General features: G+C 54.7%; 16 protein-coding genes. 6 read left to right on the top strand and 10 right to left on the bottom strand.

Going from position 1 to position 17,752, the window contains the following annotated elements; translation table 11 throughout:
• Positions 1–3 precede the first annotated feature (3 nt).
• Complete coding sequence (locus FN037_RS15825) at positions 4–708, bottom strand: YggS family pyridoxal phosphate-dependent enzyme (RefSeq protein WP_138360814.1); 705 nt, start codon at positions 706–708, stop codon at positions 4–6.
• Positions 709–724: 16 nt separating this feature from the next.
• Here FN037_RS15825 and FN037_RS15820 point away from each other — a divergent pair, with 16 nt between their 5' ends.
• Positions 725–1,705 (top strand): type IV pilus twitching motility protein PilT, encoded by a 981-nt coding sequence (locus FN037_RS15820; RefSeq protein WP_138360813.1) that lies wholly within the window; start codon positions 725–727, stop codon positions 1,703–1,705.
• 95 nt (positions 1,706–1,800) lie between these two features.
• Here the strand turns inward: FN037_RS15820 and ruvX are convergent, their stop codons facing one another.
• The 8 genes from ruvX to metK all read right to left on the bottom strand — a co-directional run bounded on the left by ruvX (position 1,801) and on the right by metK (position 9,196).
• Complete coding sequence (gene ruvX, locus FN037_RS15815; RefSeq protein WP_138360812.1) at positions 1,801–2,217, bottom strand: Holliday junction resolvase RuvX; 417 nt, start codon at positions 2,215–2,217, stop codon at positions 1,801–1,803.
• Positions 2,217–2,780 carry a YqgE/AlgH family protein gene (locus tag FN037_RS15810; RefSeq protein ID WP_138360811.1) on the bottom strand — a complete coding sequence of 188 codons (564 nt, stop codon included), beginning with the start codon at positions 2,778–2,780 and terminating at the stop codon, positions 2,217–2,219. Before FN037_RS15810 ends, ruvX begins: the two co-directional genes overlap by 1 nt.
• Positions 2,781–2,959: 179 nt before the next feature.
• Complete coding sequence (gene gshB, locus FN037_RS15805) at positions 2,960–3,907, bottom strand: glutathione synthase (RefSeq protein ID WP_138360810.1); 948 nt, start codon at positions 3,905–3,907, stop codon at positions 2,960–2,962.
• A 20-nt stretch (positions 3,908–3,927) separates the two neighbouring features.
• Positions 3,928–4,659, bottom strand: coding sequence for a 16S rRNA (uracil(1498)-N(3))-methyltransferase (gene rsmE / locus FN037_RS15800; RefSeq protein WP_142502664.1), 732 nt, complete (start codon positions 4,657–4,659; stop codon positions 3,928–3,930).
• A 90-nt stretch (positions 4,660–4,749) separates the two neighbouring features.
• Positions 4,750–5,457, bottom strand: a complete 708-nt coding sequence (endA, locus tag FN037_RS15795) for a deoxyribonuclease I (RefSeq protein ID WP_138360808.1) — start codon at positions 5,455–5,457, stop codon at positions 4,750–4,752.
• Between the two features lie 223 nt (positions 5,458–5,680).
• Positions 5,681–6,181 carry a SprT family zinc-dependent metalloprotease gene (locus FN037_RS15790; RefSeq protein ID WP_138360807.1) on the bottom strand — a complete coding sequence of 167 codons (501 nt, stop codon included), beginning with the start codon at positions 6,179–6,181 and terminating at the stop codon, positions 5,681–5,683.
• A gap of 75 nt (positions 6,182–6,256) precedes the next feature.
• Complete coding sequence (locus FN037_RS15785) at positions 6,257–7,651, bottom strand: sugar porter family MFS transporter (RefSeq protein WP_142502663.1); 1,395 nt, start codon at positions 7,649–7,651, stop codon at positions 6,257–6,259.
• Positions 7,652–8,041: 390 nt separating this feature from the next.
• The gene (gene metK / locus FN037_RS15780) at positions 8,042–9,196 is read right to left on the bottom strand and encodes a methionine adenosyltransferase (RefSeq protein WP_138360805.1); all 1,155 of its coding nucleotides are present in this window, start codon (positions 9,194–9,196) and stop codon (positions 8,042–8,044) included.
• A 787-nt stretch (positions 9,197–9,983) separates the two neighbouring features.
• On the opposite strand from metK, the gene yqgB reads away from it, so the two are divergent.
• The 3 genes from yqgB (at position 9,984) to speB (ending at position 13,248) form a co-directional block, all read left to right on the top strand.
• Positions 9,984–10,115, top strand: coding sequence for an acid stress response protein YqgB (yqgB, locus tag FN037_RS15775; protein ID WP_138360842.1), 132 nt, complete (start codon positions 9,984–9,986; stop codon positions 10,113–10,115).
• 8 nt (positions 10,116–10,123) lie between these two features.
• Complete coding sequence (gene speA, locus FN037_RS15770) at positions 10,124–12,100, top strand: biosynthetic arginine decarboxylase (RefSeq protein ID WP_138360804.1); 1,977 nt, start codon at positions 10,124–10,126, stop codon at positions 12,098–12,100.
• 227 nt (positions 12,101–12,327) lie between these two features.
• Positions 12,328–13,248: an agmatinase gene (gene speB / locus FN037_RS15765; RefSeq protein WP_138360803.1), complete on the top strand. Its 921-nt coding sequence runs from the start codon at positions 12,328–12,330 to the stop codon at positions 13,246–13,248.
• A gap of 111 nt (positions 13,249–13,359) precedes the next feature.
• Here speB and FN037_RS15760 read toward each other — a convergent pair whose 3' ends face one another.
• A complete protein-coding gene (locus tag FN037_RS15760; protein ID WP_142502662.1) occupies positions 13,360–14,118 on the bottom strand; it encodes a M48 family metallopeptidase in 759 nt (252 codons plus the stop codon).
• A gap of 277 nt (positions 14,119–14,395) precedes the next feature.
• On the opposite strand from FN037_RS15760, the gene tkt reads away from it, so the two are divergent.
• Together tkt and epd are read left to right on the top strand one after the other, a co-directional pair.
• Complete coding sequence (gene tkt, locus FN037_RS15755) at positions 14,396–16,387, top strand: transketolase (RefSeq protein ID WP_142502661.1); 1,992 nt, start codon at positions 14,396–14,398, stop codon at positions 16,385–16,387.
• A 326-nt stretch (positions 16,388–16,713) separates the two neighbouring features.
• Positions 16,714–17,733, top strand: a complete 1,020-nt coding sequence (epd, locus tag FN037_RS15750) for an erythrose-4-phosphate dehydrogenase (protein ID WP_138360800.1) — start codon at positions 16,714–16,716, stop codon at positions 17,731–17,733.
• Positions 17,734–17,752 lie beyond the last annotated feature (19 nt).

The raw sequence follows: 17,752 nt of genomic DNA, 5'->3' as shown, positions 1-17,752 counted from the left end.
TCCTTATTTTTTGCTGTAGTCGCGTGCGCCGAAAATTGCGGTTCCGATGCGCACCATAGTGCTTCCCGCCGCGATAGCGGCTTCCATATCATCCGTCATCCCCAAAGACAGGGTATCGACGGTAGGGTAGTGCGCTTTTAGCCGGGCAAATGCTACCGCCATTTGTTGGGCGACGGCAAACTGCCTTACATATTCTGACTCTGGCGCCGGAATCGCCATTAAACCGCGCAGCCGCAGATTCGGCAGTTCAGCGATTTCCGCCGCCAGCGCGTCCAGTTCTTCAGGCGGAATGCCCGACTTGCTCTGCTCATCGCTAATGTTGATTTGAATCAGCACATTGAGAGGCAGCGCATGCGACGGACGCTGCTCGTTAAGGCGAACGGCGATTTTGAGGCGATCGACGGTATGGCACCAGTCAAAGTGCTCCGCCACCAGACGGCTTTTGTTGGACTGCAGCGGGCCAATAAAGTGCCACTGTAATCCGGTTACGCCAGTTTCCTGAAAATGGCGGATTTTCTCCACCCCTTCCTGAACATAGTTTTCGCCAAATGCAGTCTGACCTGCGGCTATCGCTTCTTCGATCGCGCTCGCCGGTTTTGTTTTACTCACTGCAAGCAACGTAACTTCTTCTGGAGCACGACCGCAGCGTACGGCGGCGGCGGAGATTTTGTCCCGGACCTGTGCCAGGTTATGCGCAATATCGTTCATATACCGAGGATGAGTTATGGAACTGGAAGAAATAGTGGCCCTTAGTGTAAAGCATAATGTCTCCGATCTACACCTGTGTAATGCTTCGGCACCACGCTGGCGTCGTCAGGGAAAGCTGGAGCCCGCGCCATTCGCTGCGCCGGACATCGGCCAGATCCTTCATGACTGGCTCAGCGATGATCAACTGGTTCAGTGGCAGAACAGCGGGCAAGTAGATTTCGCCCTGGCTCCGGCGGGCGGGCCGCGTCTTCGTGCCAGCGCATTTGCCCATACCCGCGGCCTGTCGCTGGTGTTGCGTCTGCTGGCGGAAACCTGTCCGTTACTGGACGAGCTTGGCGTTCCGGTAGCCTTAACAGAACTGCTCAACGAAGAGAGTGGGCTTATTCTGGTGACCGGAGCCACAGGTAGCGGTAAATCAACCACACTGGCAGCGATGGTGGGTAGCCTTAATCAGCGTCTTGATGGCCATATTTTAACGCTGGAAGATCCGGTGGAATTTATTCATCGTAGCGAGCGCTGCCTGATTCAGCAACGGGAAATCGGCCGTCACTGTTCCTCTTTTGCTGCCGCTTTGCGCGTCGCGTTACGCCAGGATCCGGACGTTATTTTGTTGGGTGAGCTCCGCGACAAAGAGACGATCCGTCTTGCATTAACCGCGGCGGAGACCGGCCATCTGGTGATGGCGACGTTACATACGCGCGGTGCGGCACAGGCGGTCGAGCGGCTGGTCGATGTCTTCCCGGCTCAGGAGAAAGAGCAGGTTCGTAGCCAACTGGCGGGGAGCCTGTGTGCGGTGCTGGCGCAAAAACTGCTTCCGGATACCGCTGGCAAAAGGGTTGCGCTGTACGAACTGCTGGTCAATACCCCGGCGGTAGCGAATTTAATCCGTGAGGGAAAAACGCATCAACTGCCCGGCGTGATGCAAACCGGGCAACAATCTGGCATGCAAACCTTTACACAAAGCTTTCAGCAACGTACGGCTGAGGGGCGTTTGTAGTCGGTTGTTATATTCAGATATCTTAAGCTTGCACGCGGTAGCGCGCAGGAGCCCGATATCGTGCGATGACGCCCGCATATGCCTATATAACAGGCTTAAAACCCTTGTTCAAAATAGCTTTCAAGAATGATGACGGCAGAGGCTGAATCAACTCGCCCCTTATTGAGCGCCCGGAATCCGCCGTGTTCGAATAATCCGGCTCTGGCTTCAACCGTGCTCAGGCGCTCATCATGCAGTGTTATCTGTACGCCGAAGCGGCCATGTATCTTATTGGCAAAGTTACGCGCTCGCGCGGTCAGCGGCTGCTCCGTGCCGTCCATATTAAGCGGCAGGCCGACGATAACGGCGTCAGGTTGCCACTCTTGCAGCAGTTTTTCGATAACGTTCCAGTCGGGTTTACCGTCCTGGGCTTTTAATGCGGGAAGGGGGCGGGCGGTGCCGGTAATGCGTTGCCCAACGGCGACACCAATACTTTTGGTGCCGAAATCAAAACCCAGAAAGGTCCCGCTCATTATGCATGCCCCGCTTCGGCTGGCATGGTCACGATGTCAATACCGATCAGTTTTGCCGCATCGCGCCAGCGGTCTGCTATCGGCGTGGTGAACAAAATATTCTGATCGGCCGGCGCGGTTAGCCAGGCGTTATCCAGTATTTCTTGCTCCAGTTGGCCTTTTTCCCAGGAAGCATAGCCCAGCGCGACCAGCACGTTGGCCGGTTGTTTGTCCGTCCCCAGCGTTTCCAGGACATCACGGGAGGTGGTGATCACCGTGTTATCAGAAATACGGATGCTGGAAGAAAAATCAGAGGGGGGCGTGTGCAGAATAAAGCCCCGATCCTCGGCCAGCGGGCCGCCCAGCATCACCGGTTTATCCAGACGGATCTCAGGGTTGCGCGGCTCAGGCGTGATTTTTAACTTTTCCAGGATCCCTTCAACCTGCAGATTTTCCATCGGCTTATTGATAATAATGCCCATGGCGCCGTCATCGTTATACTCGCAGATATAGACTACCGAGCGGCGGAAAATCGGGTCCTGAAGAGCAGGCATGGCAATTAGAAAGTGATGCTGTAAATTCATTGTCAGAGGTTCTGTTCCTGGTTCAAAAAAGCAGCACCCAGTATGCGGGTAAAGTATGAAAGTGTCGATTCAACTTTATCTTGCAGGCTTCAGGGGTGTCGCCTGTCTATAATCTGAAATTGAATCTCTTTCAGCTATCTTCAGGCTACAGGCGTTACCCCATAGCCTGAATCTGCCCTTTATTTATTAAGACGCTTTTCGATAGCATCCATCAGCATACCCGTAATGGAAATCGGGAATGCCGCTTCGATCTCGCGTACGCAGGTCGGACTGGTGACGTTAATTTCCGTCAGGCGATCGCCGATGATATCCAGACCAACGAAGATTAAGCCTTTGGCTTTTAGCGTCGGGCCAACGCGACGGGCGATGGACCAGTCGCTTTCGGTCAGCGGACGCGCTTCGCCACGACCGCCAGCCGCAAGGTTGCCACGGGTTTCGCCGCCCTGCGGGATGCGGGCCAGGCAGTATGGAACCGGTTCGCCGTCAATCACCAGCACGCGCTTATCGCCATCTTTAATGGCGGGCAGATAGTTCTGCGCCATGCAGTATCGGCTGCCTAACTCGGTTAGCGTCTCGGTAATAACGCCGAGATTAGGATCGCTCTCTTTAACACGGAAAATCGACGTGCCGCCCATACCGTCCAGCGGCTTGAGGATGACATCGCCATGTTTTTCCCAGAATGCTTTCAACTGCGCTTTATTGCGGGTAACCAGCGTTTCCGGCGTCAGTTCGGAGAACCAGGCGGTAAACAACTTTTCGTTACAATCGCGCAGGCTTTGCGGCTTATTGACGATGAGCGTACCTTTCTCTTCGGCGCGTTCCAGAATATAGGTCGCGTAGATAAACTCGGTATCAAACGGCGGGTCTTTACGCATCAGAATCACGTTAAGGTCCGCCAGCGGCAGGTCCTGTTCGCCGTTGAATTCGTACCATTTATCGTAATTCTGCTCGACGCTCAGCTTGCGTGTACGGGCGCGGGCTTCGCCATTGATTAAGTACAGATCGTTCATCTCCATGTAATGGAGTTCGTAGCCGCGACGCTGCGCTTCCAGCAACATGGCGAAGCTGGTGTCTTTTTTGATGTTGATGGTTGCGATGGGATCCATCACGATGCCGAGCTTGATCATTATTCTTCTCCGTTAACGCTTCAACCTAAGTCGCCAAAACGCACCTGCAGGGCGGTAATGGCAGTGAGCGCAGTTGTCTCTGTACGCAGAACGCGAGGTCCTAACAGGATATCAGTAAACTGGTAGCGAGCGGTCATTGCTATCTCTTCCGCGGAAAGGCCGCCTTCCGGACCAATCAGCAGGCGAACGCGCTCGACCGGCAAAGGCAGCGTGTTAATACTGGCGCTGGCGCGCGGGTGCAAATTGAGCTTAAGTCCTTCATCCTGCTCCGCGCACCAGGCTTCAAGCGGCATGGCCGGGCGAATCTCCGGCACCACGTTGCGGCCACTCTGCTCGCAGGCGGCAATGGCGATTTTTTGCCACTGCTGGATCTTCTTTTGCAAACGTTCAGCGTCCAGTTTAACGCCGCAGCGTTCGGAAAACAGTGGCGTTATGAGGCTTACACCCAGTTCAATCGATTTCTGAATCGTGAACTCCATTTTTTCGCCACGGGACATAACCTGGCCTAAATGGATATGCAGCGGTGATTCGCGGTTATCGATTGTGCTGCTCTGCACCGCCACCAGAACATTTTTTTTACCTGCCTCGACAATAACCGCTTCGAAGACCTGATTGCTGCCGTCAAAAAGCTCAATTATCTGCCCTTTGCCCATACGCAGCACACGGCCGACATGGTTAGCCGCATCGTCGGAGAGGGCGATATGGCTACCCGTTGCGAGCGGTTCTGGATGATAGATACGAGGAATGCGCATGCTTGATATTCCGTTCTTCGCGCAGATGCTGTCTCCCCCCGTGCCGGGGGAAGCGTGACGCTGCAAATTGACAATTGCCGCTAGTGTAGGTTAGCTCTTTCGCGCCTGGCAAGCCTGCTGGACGTACGGATTATGATTGCCCTGAATTTTCGCAATACGCTCGTCGCGCTCGCACTCCCAGGCGGTGACCGGGTATTGCTTATTCCATGCGGTAAACAGTTGGGTTTGCTGACGAGAGAGATTTAGCTTATAGCGGTCGCGCATATAAAAATAGATGCGGGCGATAGCCCCTCGGGCGCGAACCGGCGGCTCGGCGATTTTGTCTTTGAAGTCCACTTTCATCGCGCACTGGCCATATTGGCCTTCACCACCGTTCCACTGGCTGTACATAAAGTTGCCGCGATCGCCATTTACTTCGCCGACCGCTGGCTGCAGATTATGCATATCGCTTTCCATTTTGCGGTATTCCGGATCTTTAGCGCAGTTTTTCCGGCCACCCTCCTGCCAGCACAGGCGCTGATGGCCAAACTGCCAGGCCGGAACCACGTGTTCCCACTCGACCCGATGGGCGCGGTTTTCATTTTTACGCACTCTATAACCACAGGATTGCAGGTCGATAATGCCTTTTTTACCCTGCCAGTTGATTTTACAGCCACAGTAGAAATCGCCGGGAACATCGGCGTTAACTTTGACGCCTGCGGCCTTGGCCTGGGAAAAACTGTGGATTCCTTCCGCCGCAAGCGGGGCACACGCCGTCGCGCTGAGCAATGCGACAGCAAAAATATGAATACGGGACATTGTGAACTCCGTAGTAAAACGAGCCCGCAACGTAACGAATACGATTGCCGGATGCAATCAGTCAGCGCAGAAAATTTCCAGTTATACCCGAAATCCTGGTAACGACCACGTCGCTGGCTGGATGTGATACGGCCACTCATTTGTTGTTGTGATACTCAGGAATAGCCCGGGGTGCATGATTTGCTGTTAAAACGTGAATGAGTGAGGCGAGGTATTCGGGGGATTACTCTTCAGCGACCAGGACATCACCACAGCGGGTGCAGCGATAAACCGCTTCGCCCCGTACCACACGGTTATGGCGGCGGACGGTTAGCTGGTGCTGCTGACACTGGCAGCGGTAAGTAAAGGTATTTTGCCGCACTGACGCAAGTTCGAAACGATGGGTGCGCAGGGCCGGAACGCCCAATACGCTTTCCATCATCCATTTCCACTCTTTACCATGCGGCGCGACGCGGCCAAAGTGATTCCACACCAGCAGGTGGGCTAACTCATGGGGCACGACCTCACGGATAAACGCCTGCTGGTTTTCCAGAAGCAGTACCGGGTTAAGACGAATTTCGTTTTTTTCCAGCCAGGCGGTACCGGCGGCGGCTCCGCGTTGCTGATAAACCAGTACCGGCTCTCGATAGTTACGCCCCAGTTTGAGGTTTGCTTTGGCCAGATTCTCCCGCAGGCTGCGCATGACAGCCTGTTGAAGAGCAATCGGAATTCGGGGTGTTTTCATAGCGCCAGAGGATAATGCGCCACGGAAGGGAGAGCAAGAAGAAGCTTCCTCCCCGCAGAGAGGAAGCGTGTCAGACTAGTCGCGGGCGCCGATTTCACGCAGTTTGCGGCCTTTCATCAGGTTACGTTCAATATGTTCCAGTGAAACGTTTTTGGTTTCGGGGATCAGCCACAGGGTCAGGAAAATGAACAGAACGTTCAGCCCGCCGTAGACCCAGAAGGTGTTGGCGCTTCCCAGAGAGTTCAGCATGGTCAGGAAGGTGGCGCCAACGATCATGTTGGCGATCCAGTTGGTCGCCGTTGAGCAGGTAATACCGAAATCACGTCCTTTCAGCGGCTGGATTTCGGAACACAGTACCCAAATAAGCGGGCCGGCGCTCATGGCGAAGCCAACGATAAACATCAACAGCATCAGGACCGCGAAGTACTGTGCCATGGCGGAGTGAATCCCGATATGCATCATGCTGCCCAGTACGCCCATGCCGACGGCCATGACGATAAACCCGAGGATCAGGGTCGGTTTGCGGCCCCAGCGGTCGACCAGGCCGATCGCGATGAAGGTGGCCAGAACGTTGGTCAAACCAACGATGACGGTTCCCCACATCTGTTCGGTGGTATTCGCGTAGCCCGCCAGTTCAAAAATCTTCGGCGCGTAGTACATGATAACGTTCATACCGGTGAACTGTTGCATCACCTGTAACAGGATGCCGAGAAATACCGCGCGGCGGAAGTTGCTGTTCTCTTTAAACAGCGACCAACCGGATTGTTTTACCTGCAGGCTTTCACGGATCTCATCAAGCTCGCGTTTTGCTTCTGCGCTGGTGTCGCGCAGGCGCAGCAGAACGCGTTCGGCATCGACAAAGCGACGTTTAGCCGCAAACCAGCGCGGGCTGTCTGGCAGGAAGATAACGCCAATCAGCAGCAGTACCGCCGGGATAATAATCACGCCGAGCATCCAGCGCCATGCGCCGCTGTAGCTGAAGGCGGTATCGGAAAGATAAGCGCCGAGAATACCAATGGTGATCATCAACTGGTACATCGAAATCATACTGCCGCGAATTTTTTCCGGCGCGATTTCCGACAAATACAGGGGGGCCGTGTAGGAGGCTACGCCGACAGCCAGACCGAGCAGGACGCGGGAGATCAGCAGTACTTCAACGTTCGGTGCGGCGGCAGAGAATAACGAACCGGCAACGAACAGGATTGCGCCAATCATCAGGCTTTTTTTACGCCCGAGTTTAAAGGAGAGCCAGCCACTGCCGACCGCACCGACAGCGGCGCCGAACATCATGGAACTCACTACCCATTCCTGGGTGTGAGCGCTTATCTGAAACTCGTCGGCAATAAAGGGTAAAGCGCCTGCAATGACACCGATATCAAGGCCGAACAGCAGACCAGCCAGTGCGGCGAGAAAGCAGACGAAGAATGTCATCGTCTTGTTTGCGCGCCCTTGTGTTTTGTTGTCAGGCATAACGCCCTCCAGTTGAGTGAGTGATTCGTCTCCGGGTAGGGTAGGGAAGTCCGCAGTAAAAAAATGTGATAAAAATCACGACCGTGTAATCGATTACACTAAGGTAAAGAAACGTAATCAATATAAATTTATTTAAATCAATTGGTTGATATAGTATGGCTTAGTTTATTAAAAACGCTAATCAGCATTCTCTGAAATATTGTGTAACACTGCGGAGTGTTGTTACATTTCACGTCGGCCTTGATAAGAGATTGAATCTGTATCTAATGTAATCGCTTTCATTTAAGTGCTTGTTTCAAGGGAAACTACAGGACAGTTGAACAGTTGCGAATGAGGATTGTTGCAAAAAAAAGCCAGCGCATGGCTGGCCTTAAGCGTGCGGGAATGGGGTTATTTCAGGCCAGCGGCATCGCGAAGTTGAGCTGCCTTGTCGGTTTTTTCCCATGGGAAGTGTTCACGACCAAAGTGACCGTATGCTGCAGTCTCTTTGTAGATAGGGTGCAGCAGATCCAGCATTTGAATCAGGCCGTACGGACGCAGGTCGAAGAATTCGCGTACCAGCAGGGTCAACTGTTCAGAAGGCACTTTTTCAGTACCGAAGGTTTCAACCATGATAGAGGTCGGTTCAGCCACGCCGATAGCGTAAGAAACCTGAATCTCACAACGGTCAGCCAGGCCAGCGGCAACGATGTTTTTCGCAACATAGCGTGCAGCGTAAGCCGCTGAACGGTCCACTTTAGATGGATCTTTACCTGAGAAAGCGCCGCCGCCGTGACGAGCCATACCGCCGTAGGTATCAACGATGATTTTACGCCCGGTCAGTCCGCAGTCGCCCATCGGGCCGCCGATAACAAAACGGCCGGTTGGGTTGATAAAGAATTTGGTGGAAGTATTCAGCCACTCGGTAGGCAGAATCGGTTTAATGATCTCTTCCATCACCGCTTCCTGCAGCGATTTCTGGTCAATTTCTTCAGCGTGCTGGGTAGACAACACGACCGCGTCAATACCGACAATTTTGCCATCGTCATACTGGAAGGTGACCTGGCTTTTCGCATCCGGGCGCAGCCACGGCAGGGTACCGTTCTTGCGAACTTCAGCCTGACGCTGCACCAGACGGTGCGCGTAGGTGATCGGCGCTGGCATCAGCACATCGGTTTCGTTGGTCGCGTAGCCAAACATCAGGCCCTGGTCGCCCGCGCCCTGTTCCAGCGGATCGGCGCGGTCAACGCCCTGGTTAATATCCGGAGATTGTTTTCCGATCGCGCTCAGCACCGCGCAAGAATTGGCGTCAAAGCCCATATCGGAATGCACGTAGCCAATTTCACGGACCGTATTACGGGTGATCTCTTCGATATCCACCCATGCGCTGGTGGTGATTTCACCGCCAACCAGAACCATGCCGGTTTTAACGTAGGTTTCACATGCTACGCGTGCTTTTGGATCCTGTTCGAGGATCGCATCCAGCACGGCGTCGGAGATTTGGTCAGCAATTTTGTCTGGATGCCCTTCTGATACGGACTCGGACGTAAAGAGGTGTTTTGCCATATTTAATTTCACCTGTAGACTATTCGGGTAGCTCATACTGTTGTGTGAAGAGGCTTTGACGGATGACTATACCAAAGCTTGCAGGTAGTGACACGAGCAGTCTGAGTGTTAATCAGTATAGACGGATTAACTTCTGGATGGCTATTTTAGGTCAGTTCTTGAGCCCATTTCCAGCCTTTTTTGATATTGGTCGCATTTATGGAAAAAAGGGGGAGGGCAGTTTTGCTGATAAAACCTGACAGCGTACATATTTTTATTTTGCTTTTTACCGCGCTTCTCGGTATAAATCGCCGCGCGCGGCTCATTAAAAAAGCGCACGGGCACGCAGCTCGTGGCGTCACTTCCAGCCGGGTTAAGAGCCTATCCCATTGGGGCTATTTTTGAACCCGGGCTGTGCTCAAACGGCCTGCAACAATAACGCCTGGTGGAATAGGCTAAGCAGTCTGTATTTACAGCGCCCCGCAACGGCGTTTGCGCTGTCTGTCAGGAATGTATCGCTTTGGCTTGTCGCTGGCCCGTATCGGGGCAGTGTGGAGGTGCTCACAGATAATGAACCCACGTTTCTCACCTGGCTCGCCGCGTCGTATCGTCGCGCGTCACTGTCCTGCATCATTCTGCATCTTTCTCATGCAAACCTGCCGATGTTCTACCCATCTCGGCGCTTCTCAGGATTCCAGGGCCGGTCGGCCAGCCGAAAACTGAACAAGGGCGCTCTTGCGATAGCAAGGGTTTTCTCGTGGTTTCTCCGGACTGTCATACGCTGTTCGGCGACGTGTTGTACGATGATATGAATAAGAAACCAGTCGCACAGTCACAGGTCCAGCACTATCCGCTGGGATCAGGGACTGTTTATGGGTTGTTATCGCGTCTTCGGATTGCGATAGTAGTCAACTGTTTTACACTTGTTAATAAAATTTGAGGTTCGCTATGTCTGACGACATGCCTTTGTTTTCGCCTTCGTCAGCAGGCGAGCACGGTGTACTACGTTCCATGCAGGAGGTTGCGATGAGCTCCCAGGAAGTCAGCAAGATGCTACGCACTTATAATATTGCCTGGTGGGGTAATAACTACTACGACGTTAACGAACTGGGCCATATCAGCGTCTGCCCTGACCCTGACGTCCCGCAAGCGCGCGTTGACCTCGCTGAGCTGGTAAAAGCGCGTGAAGCGCAGGGCCAGCGCCTGCCTGCGCTATTTTGTTTCCCGCAGATTCTGCAGCACCGCCTGCGCTCCATCAACGCGGCTTTTAAGCGCGCGCGGGAATCCTATGGCTACAACGGCGACTACTTTCTGGTTTATCCGATCAAGGTTAACCAGCATCGTCGGGTTATTGAATCGCTGATCCATTCCGGCGAACCGCTGGGGCTGGAAGCGGGCTCCAAGGCTGAACTGATGGCGGTGCTGGCGCATGCGGGCATGACCCGCAGCGTGATTGTGTGCAACGGTTATAAAGACCGTGAATATATCCGCCTGGCGCTGGTGGGTGAAAAGATGGGCCATAAGGTCTATCTGGTCATCGAAAAAATGTCGGAAATCGCCATCGTGCTGGAGGAGGCCGAGCGCCTGAACGTGGTGCCGCGGCTTGGCGTCCGCGCGCGTCTGGCTTCTCAGGGTTCCGGTAAATGGCAATCCTCCGGCGGCGAAAAATCAAAATTCGGCCTTGCGGCAACGCAGGTTCTGCAGCTGGTTGAGATCCTGCGCTCGGCAGGGCACCTGGAGAGTCTGCAACTGCTGCACTTCCACCTGGGGTCGCAGATGGCCAATATTCGCGATATCGCCACCGGCGTCCGCGAGTCCGCACGCTTTTATGTCGAACTGCATAAGCTGGGCGTCAATATTCAGTGCTTCGATGTTGGCGGCGGTCTTGGCGTTGATTATGAAGGCACCCGTTCGCAGTCTGACTGTTCGGTGAACTACGGTCTGAACGAATATGCCAACAATATTATCTGGGCGATTGGCGATGCCTGTGAAGAGAACGGCCTGCCGCATCCGACGGTGATTACTGAGTCCGGTCGCGCAGTCACCGCGCATCACACGGTGCTGGTCTCCAATATTATCGGCGTTGAGCGTAACGAATATACCGAGGCCACCCCGCCAGCGGAAGATGCCGCCCGTCCGCTGCAAAGTATGTGGGAAACCTGGCAGGAAATGCACGAAACCGGCAATCGCCGCTCGCTGCGGGAATGGCTGCACGATAGCCAGATGGATTTGCACGATATTCATATCGGCTACTCCTCCGGCACCTTTAATCTTCAGGAGCGCGCCTGGGCCGAACAGCTGTATCTGAATATGTGCCATGAAGTACAGAAACAGCTTGATCCGAGCAACCGCGCCCATCGCCCGATCATCGACGAACTGCAGGAACGAATGGCGGATAAAATTTACGTCAACTTCTCCCTGTTCCAGTCGATGCCGGACGCCTGGGGTATCGATCAACTGTTCCCGGTGATGCCGCTGGAAGGGCTGAACAAGGTGCCGGAACGTCGTGCGGTGCTGCTGGATATTACCTGCGATTCCGATGGCGCGATCGACCACTATGTGGATGGTGACGGTATTGCGACCACCATGCCGATGCCGGAATATGATCCAGACAACCCGCCGATGCTGGGCTTCTTTATGGTCGGCGCCTATCAGGAAATTCTCGGCAATATGCATAACCTGTTCGGCGATACGGAAGCCGTGGACGTGTTTGTCTTCCCTGACGGCAGCGTCGAAGTTGAATTGTCTGATGAAGGGGATACCGTGGCGGATATGCTGCAATACGTGCAGCTGGAGCCGAGCACGCTGCTGACTCAGTTCCGCGATCAGGTGAAAAATACCGATCTGGATGCGGATTTACAGCAACAGTTCCTTGAAGAGTTCGAAGCGGGTCTGTACGGGTATACTTACCTGGAAGATGAGTAGCCGTCGGTGCCCGGTGGCGCTGCGTTTACCGGGCCTGTGAATGCAGGCCGGATAAGGCGGCGCCATCCGGCAGAGTGCTATACTCACTTGAACCCGCATGTATTACCGGCGATAATTCGCCCCAATAAGCGATTTACTAATTAATCCCTTCCTCGTCGGGTTTAACGACGCGGAGGGGATTTTTTTTCATCTGTTTTTAATGTATCGACTTTAAAAGAGGTCAGGACATGAGCACCTTAGGTCATCAATATGATAACTCGCTGGTATCTAACGCATTTGGCTTCCTGCGTCTGCCGCTGAATTTCCAGCCGTACGACAGCGATGCCGACTGGGTCATTACCGGCGTTCCGTTTGATATGGCGACTTCCGGGCGTGCGGGCGGCCGTCACGGACCGGCGGCGATCCGCCAGGTTTCGACCAACCTTGCGTGGGAGCACAACCGCTTCCCGTGGAACTTCGACATGCGTGAGCGCCTGAACGTAGTTGACTGCGGCGACCTGGTTTATGCTTTCGGCGATGCGCGTGAAATGAGCGAAAAGCTGCAGGCCCATGCGGAGAAATTGCTGGCGGCCGGGAAGCGTATGCTCTCCTTCGGCGGCGACCATTTCGTGACTCTGCCGTTGTTGCGCGCGCATGCTAAACACTTCGGCAAAATGGCGCTGGTACACTTTGATGCCCACACCGATACCTACGCGAACGGTTGCGAGTTTGACCACGGCACCATGTTTTATACCGCGCCGAACGAAGGTCTGATCGATCCTCATCATTCCGTGCAGATCGGTATCCGTACCGAGTTTGATAAAGATAACGGCTTCACGGTGCTGGACGCGGGCCAGGTCAACGATCGTACCGCGGACGACGTGATCGCGCAGGTGAAACAGATCGTTGGCGATATGCCGGTCTATCTGACGTTTGATATCGACTGTCTCGATCCCGCGTTCGCGCCGGGTACCGGTACGCCGGTGATTGGCGGCCTGACGTCGGATCGTGCGATCAAACTGGTGCGCGGCCTGAAGGATTTGAACATTGTGGGGATGGACGTAGTAGAAGTCGCGCCTGCCTACGATCAATCGGAGATCACCGCGCTGGCGGCAGCGACGCTAGCGCTGGAAATGCTGTATATCCAGGCGGCGAAGAAAGGCGAGTAATCGGGTTATTTGGCTTGCCGGTTTGAGCAGGGACGGCGTTCCGGCTGTAGGTCCGGAGTCCGTCTGACTTCCCCCATTCCGCCCAATAGCGTTGCGGAATGGGGGGAATCATTACTTAATTCCGTCCGCAGCCATGCGTTCGCGAATATGCTGAGCGCGCGCTTCAGACGCCGGGTGATCGTCAAACATTGAACTTTGGCGACCGGCTTCCAGTTTGGCCAGTTTCTCGAAGCTGGTGGCGAGCCCGGCAGGGCTAATCCCGCGCTTACGCAGCAAATCGTAAGAGTAATCGTCCGCTTCCGACTCCTGACGTTGAGAGAACTGAGAATTCACCAGCTTTTCACCAAGATCGCCTAGCTGGGACTGCGACAAGCTGCCGACAACGCCGCCAGCGGAAGCCGCCGCCGCGCGCAAGGCGTTAGTGCCTAATGCGACCTGCATTCCTTTCTTCACATGCCCAAGCGCGACGTGGCCCATTTCGTGGCCGATCACTGCCTCGACTTCGTTGTCGTTCATTAGATCCATCAGTCCGCTGTATACGCGGATGCAGCCGTTAGCCATGGCGAAGGCGTTAACGTCTTTGGTCTGGTACACCTTGTAGTTCACCGGCTGGCCGTTGATATTGTCCCCCAGCGCGGCGGCGATTTTAGTCAGCCGTTTACTGTATTGGCTCCCCGCAGGCGCGATGGTGGCTTTGGCATCCATCTCCTGACAGGCTTTATCGCTTAACGCTTTCACCTGCTCATCGCTGAGCGACCAGGCCTGATAGGCTCCCGCTCCTGAGCTGAGCAGGGCGCTGGAATCCATGTTCTGGCATCCGGTGAGGGCTGCGGCGATCCCAAGGGCAAGAATAGTTGAGTGAATTTTCATTTTTATCTTCCACAATCTTATGGTTATTTATTCGAAAAATGGCTATGGCTGACCTGCCATATCCTGCGCAAATTATAAATACTCTCTTGAGAGGCGGGCGAGAGGATTACCGCGTAGCACAACCTGTTCCGGAGATTTCTTAAGCGGCAAAAGGATGCTCCATGTACATGCTTTGCCGCTTAGGTTACATTGTTCACACTTTTTTCCGGCGTAGCCCAAAACGCGCGGTCGTCAAGCCGTTGCGGGCACGGCCTTCATTATCCGATCTGGAGTCAAAATGTCCTCACGTAAAGAGCTTGCTAACGCTATTCGTGCGCTGAGCATGGACGCAGTACAGAAAGCCAAATCCGGTCACCCGGGCGCCCCGATGGGGATGGCTGACATTGCCGAAGTCCTGTGGCGTGATTTCCTGAACCATAACCCGAACAATCCGTCCTGGGCCGACCGCGACCGTTTCGTACTGTCCAACGGCCACGGCTCGATGCTGATCTACAGCCTGCTGCACCTCACCGGTTATGACCTGCCGATTGAAGAGCTGAAAAACTTCCGTCAGCTGCACTCGAAAACGCCGGGCCACCCGGAAGTGGGCTACACAGCCGGTGTCGAAACCACCACCGGCCCGCTGGGGCAGGGCATTGCGAACGCGGTCGGGATGGCGATTGCCGAGAAGACCCTGGCGGCGCAGTTCAACCGTCCGGGCCACGATATTGTTGACCACTTCACATACGCGTTCATGGGCGACGGCTGCATGATGGAAGGTATCTCTCACGAGGTATGTTCCCTGGCCGGCACCCTGAAACTGGGCAAACTGGTGGCATTCTACGACGACAATGGTATCTCCATTGATGGTCACGTTGAAGGCTGGTTTACCGATGATACCGCGAAGCGTTTTGAAGCTTACGGCTGGCACGTGGTGCGCGGCGTGGATGGTCACGATGCTGAAGCGATTAAACGTGCGGTGGAAGAAGCGCGCGCGGTTACCGACAAACCGTCCCTGCTGATGTGCAAAACCATCATCGGTTTCGGTTCCCCGAACAAAGCCGGTACCCACGATTCCCACGGCGCGCCGCTGGGCGATGCGGAAATCGCGCTGACCCGTGAACAACTGGGCTGGAAATACGCGCCGTTCGAAATTCCGTCGGACATCTATGCGCAGTGGGATGCGAAAGAGGCCGGTCAGGCGAAAGAGTCTGCGTGGAACGAGAGGTTTGCCGCCTACGCCAAAGCCTTCCCGCAGGAAGCGGCTGAATTTACCCGTCGTATGAAAGGCGATATGCCGGCTGACTTCGACGCGAAAGCGAATGAATTTATCGCGAAGCTGCAGGCGAATCCGGCGAAAATCGCCAGCCGCAAGGCGTCGCAGAATGCCATTGAAGCATTTGGTCCGCTGCTGCCTGAGTTTCTCGGCGGCTCCGCTGACCTGGCACCGTCTAACCTGACCCTGTGGTCCGGCTCTAAAGCGATCAACGAAGATACCGCCGGTAATTACATCCACTACGGCGTGCGCGAGTTCGGTATGACCGCCATTGCCAACGGCATCGCGCTGCACGGTGGTTTCCTGCCGTACACCTCCACCTTCCTGATGTTCGTGGAATATGCCCGTAACGCGGTGCGTATGGCGGCGCTGATGAAGCAGCGTCAGGTGATGGTCTACACCCACGACTCCATCGGTCTGGGGGAAGACGGCCCGACGCACCAGCCGGTAGAACAGGTGGCTTCCCTGCGCGTGACGCCGAACATGAGCACCTGGCGTCCGTGTGACCAGGTGGAATCTGCGGTGGCGTGGAAATACGGTGTGGAGCGTCAGGACGGCCCGACCGCGCTGATCCTCTCCCGTCAGAACCTGGCGCAGCAGGAGCGTAGCGAAGAGCAGCTGGCGAACATCGCCCGCGGTGGTTACGTACTGAAAGATTGTGCCGGTCAGCCGGAACTGATCTTCATTGCCACCGGTTCCGAAGTGGAGCTGGCGGTTGCGGCATACGAAAAACTGACCGCCGAAGGCGTGAAAGCGCGGGTGGTTTCCATGCCGTCCACCGACGCGTTCGACAAGCAGGATGCGGCCTATCGTGAAGCGGTATTGCCGAAAGCAGTCTCTGCGCGTGTGGCAATCGAAGCGGGTATCGCCGACTACTGGTTCAAATACGTGGGTCTGAACGGCGCGATCGTCGGCATGACCACCTTCGGTGAATCAGCCCCGGCGGAGCAACTGTTCGAAGAGTTCGGTTTTACCGTTGAGAACGTGGTTGCTAAGGCGAAAGCGCTGCTGTAGCAGATGCGCTTCCACACTAAGGCCGCGAGAGAGCGGCCTTTTTTCATTTATCTGGCTGAAAGCAATAAACGGTACCGCAGGAATGATGGTTTCCCAATAAACTATTCCTTTTAAAATGTGACGCAAGTCAGATAAATCGCTTATTGAGCTGGACAATCATTCCTTTTATTCCTTGTTTCGCTTATTCTAGCTGAAGCGTTTCAGTCGGCTAAATGTTCGACAATTAATCAATCAGTCGCAGTTTGCGACAGGTAAGGTTTCCCTCACGGCGTTGCTGGATTACTCTGTCAGCCACTTCAGATCAGGGAAAGCCTTGCAGGAGACCTATGACCATACGCATTGCGATTAATGGCTTCGGTCGCATCGGGCGTAACGTGGTTCGTGCTTTGTATGAATCCGGGCGCCGGGCGGAAATCACCGTAGTGGCAATTAACGAACTGGCGGATGCCGCGGGTATCGCGCATTTGTTGAAGTATGACACCAGCCATGGGCGCTTTGCCTGGGATGTGCGCCAGGAGAGAGAGCAACTGTTTGTTGGCGATGATGCGATTCGCCTGTTGCATGAGTCTTCCATTACGGCGTTACCCTGGCGGGAACTGGCGGTTGATGTCGTGCTTGACTGCACCGGCGTTTACGGTAGCCGTGAACATGGCGAAGCCCACCTTCAGGCCGGGGCAAAGAAGGTGCTCTTTTCACATCCTGGCGGCAACGATCTCGACGCAACGGTGGTTTTTGGCGTAAATCATGATGAGCTACGCGCCGGGCACCGTATCGTCTCCAACGCTTCTTGTACCACCAACTGCATTATTCCGGTCATTAAACTGCTGGATGATGCTTACGGCATTGAGTCAGGCACGGTAACGACGATCCACTCCGCGATGCACGATCAGCAGGTCATTGATGCCTACCATCCGGATCTGCGCCGTACGCGAGCAGCCAGTCAATCGATTATCCCGGTGGATACTAAACTGGCTGCGGGGATCGCGCGTATCTTTCCCCAGTTTAACGACCGTTTTGAGGCGATTGCGGTTCGCGTGCCGACCATTAATGTCACGGCAATTGACCTCAGCGTGACGGTGAAGAAACCAGTAAAAGCGAGTGAAGTCAACCAGTTGTTGCAAAAAGCAGCACAGGGTTCATTTCATGGTATAGTTGACTATACGGAATTACCGTTAGTCTCGATAGATTTTAACCATGACCCGCATAGCGCGATTGTTGATGGCACGCAGACGCGGGTGAGTGGCGCACATTTGATCAAAACGCTGGTCTGGTGTGATAACGAATGGGGCTTTGCTAACCGGATGCTTGACACCACGTTAGCGATGGCCGCACAAGGTTTCAGGTAAGGCGCTCAGGCGCTTGCAA

The sequence above is a fragment of the Klebsiella sp. 2680 genome, assembly GCF_900198535.1.
Classification (GTDB): Bacteria; Pseudomonadota; Gammaproteobacteria; order Enterobacterales; family Enterobacteriaceae; genus Klebsiella; species Klebsiella indica.
The sequence above is the reverse complement of the archived record's forward strand: the minus strand, read 5'-3'. Positions and strand labels throughout refer to the sequence as shown.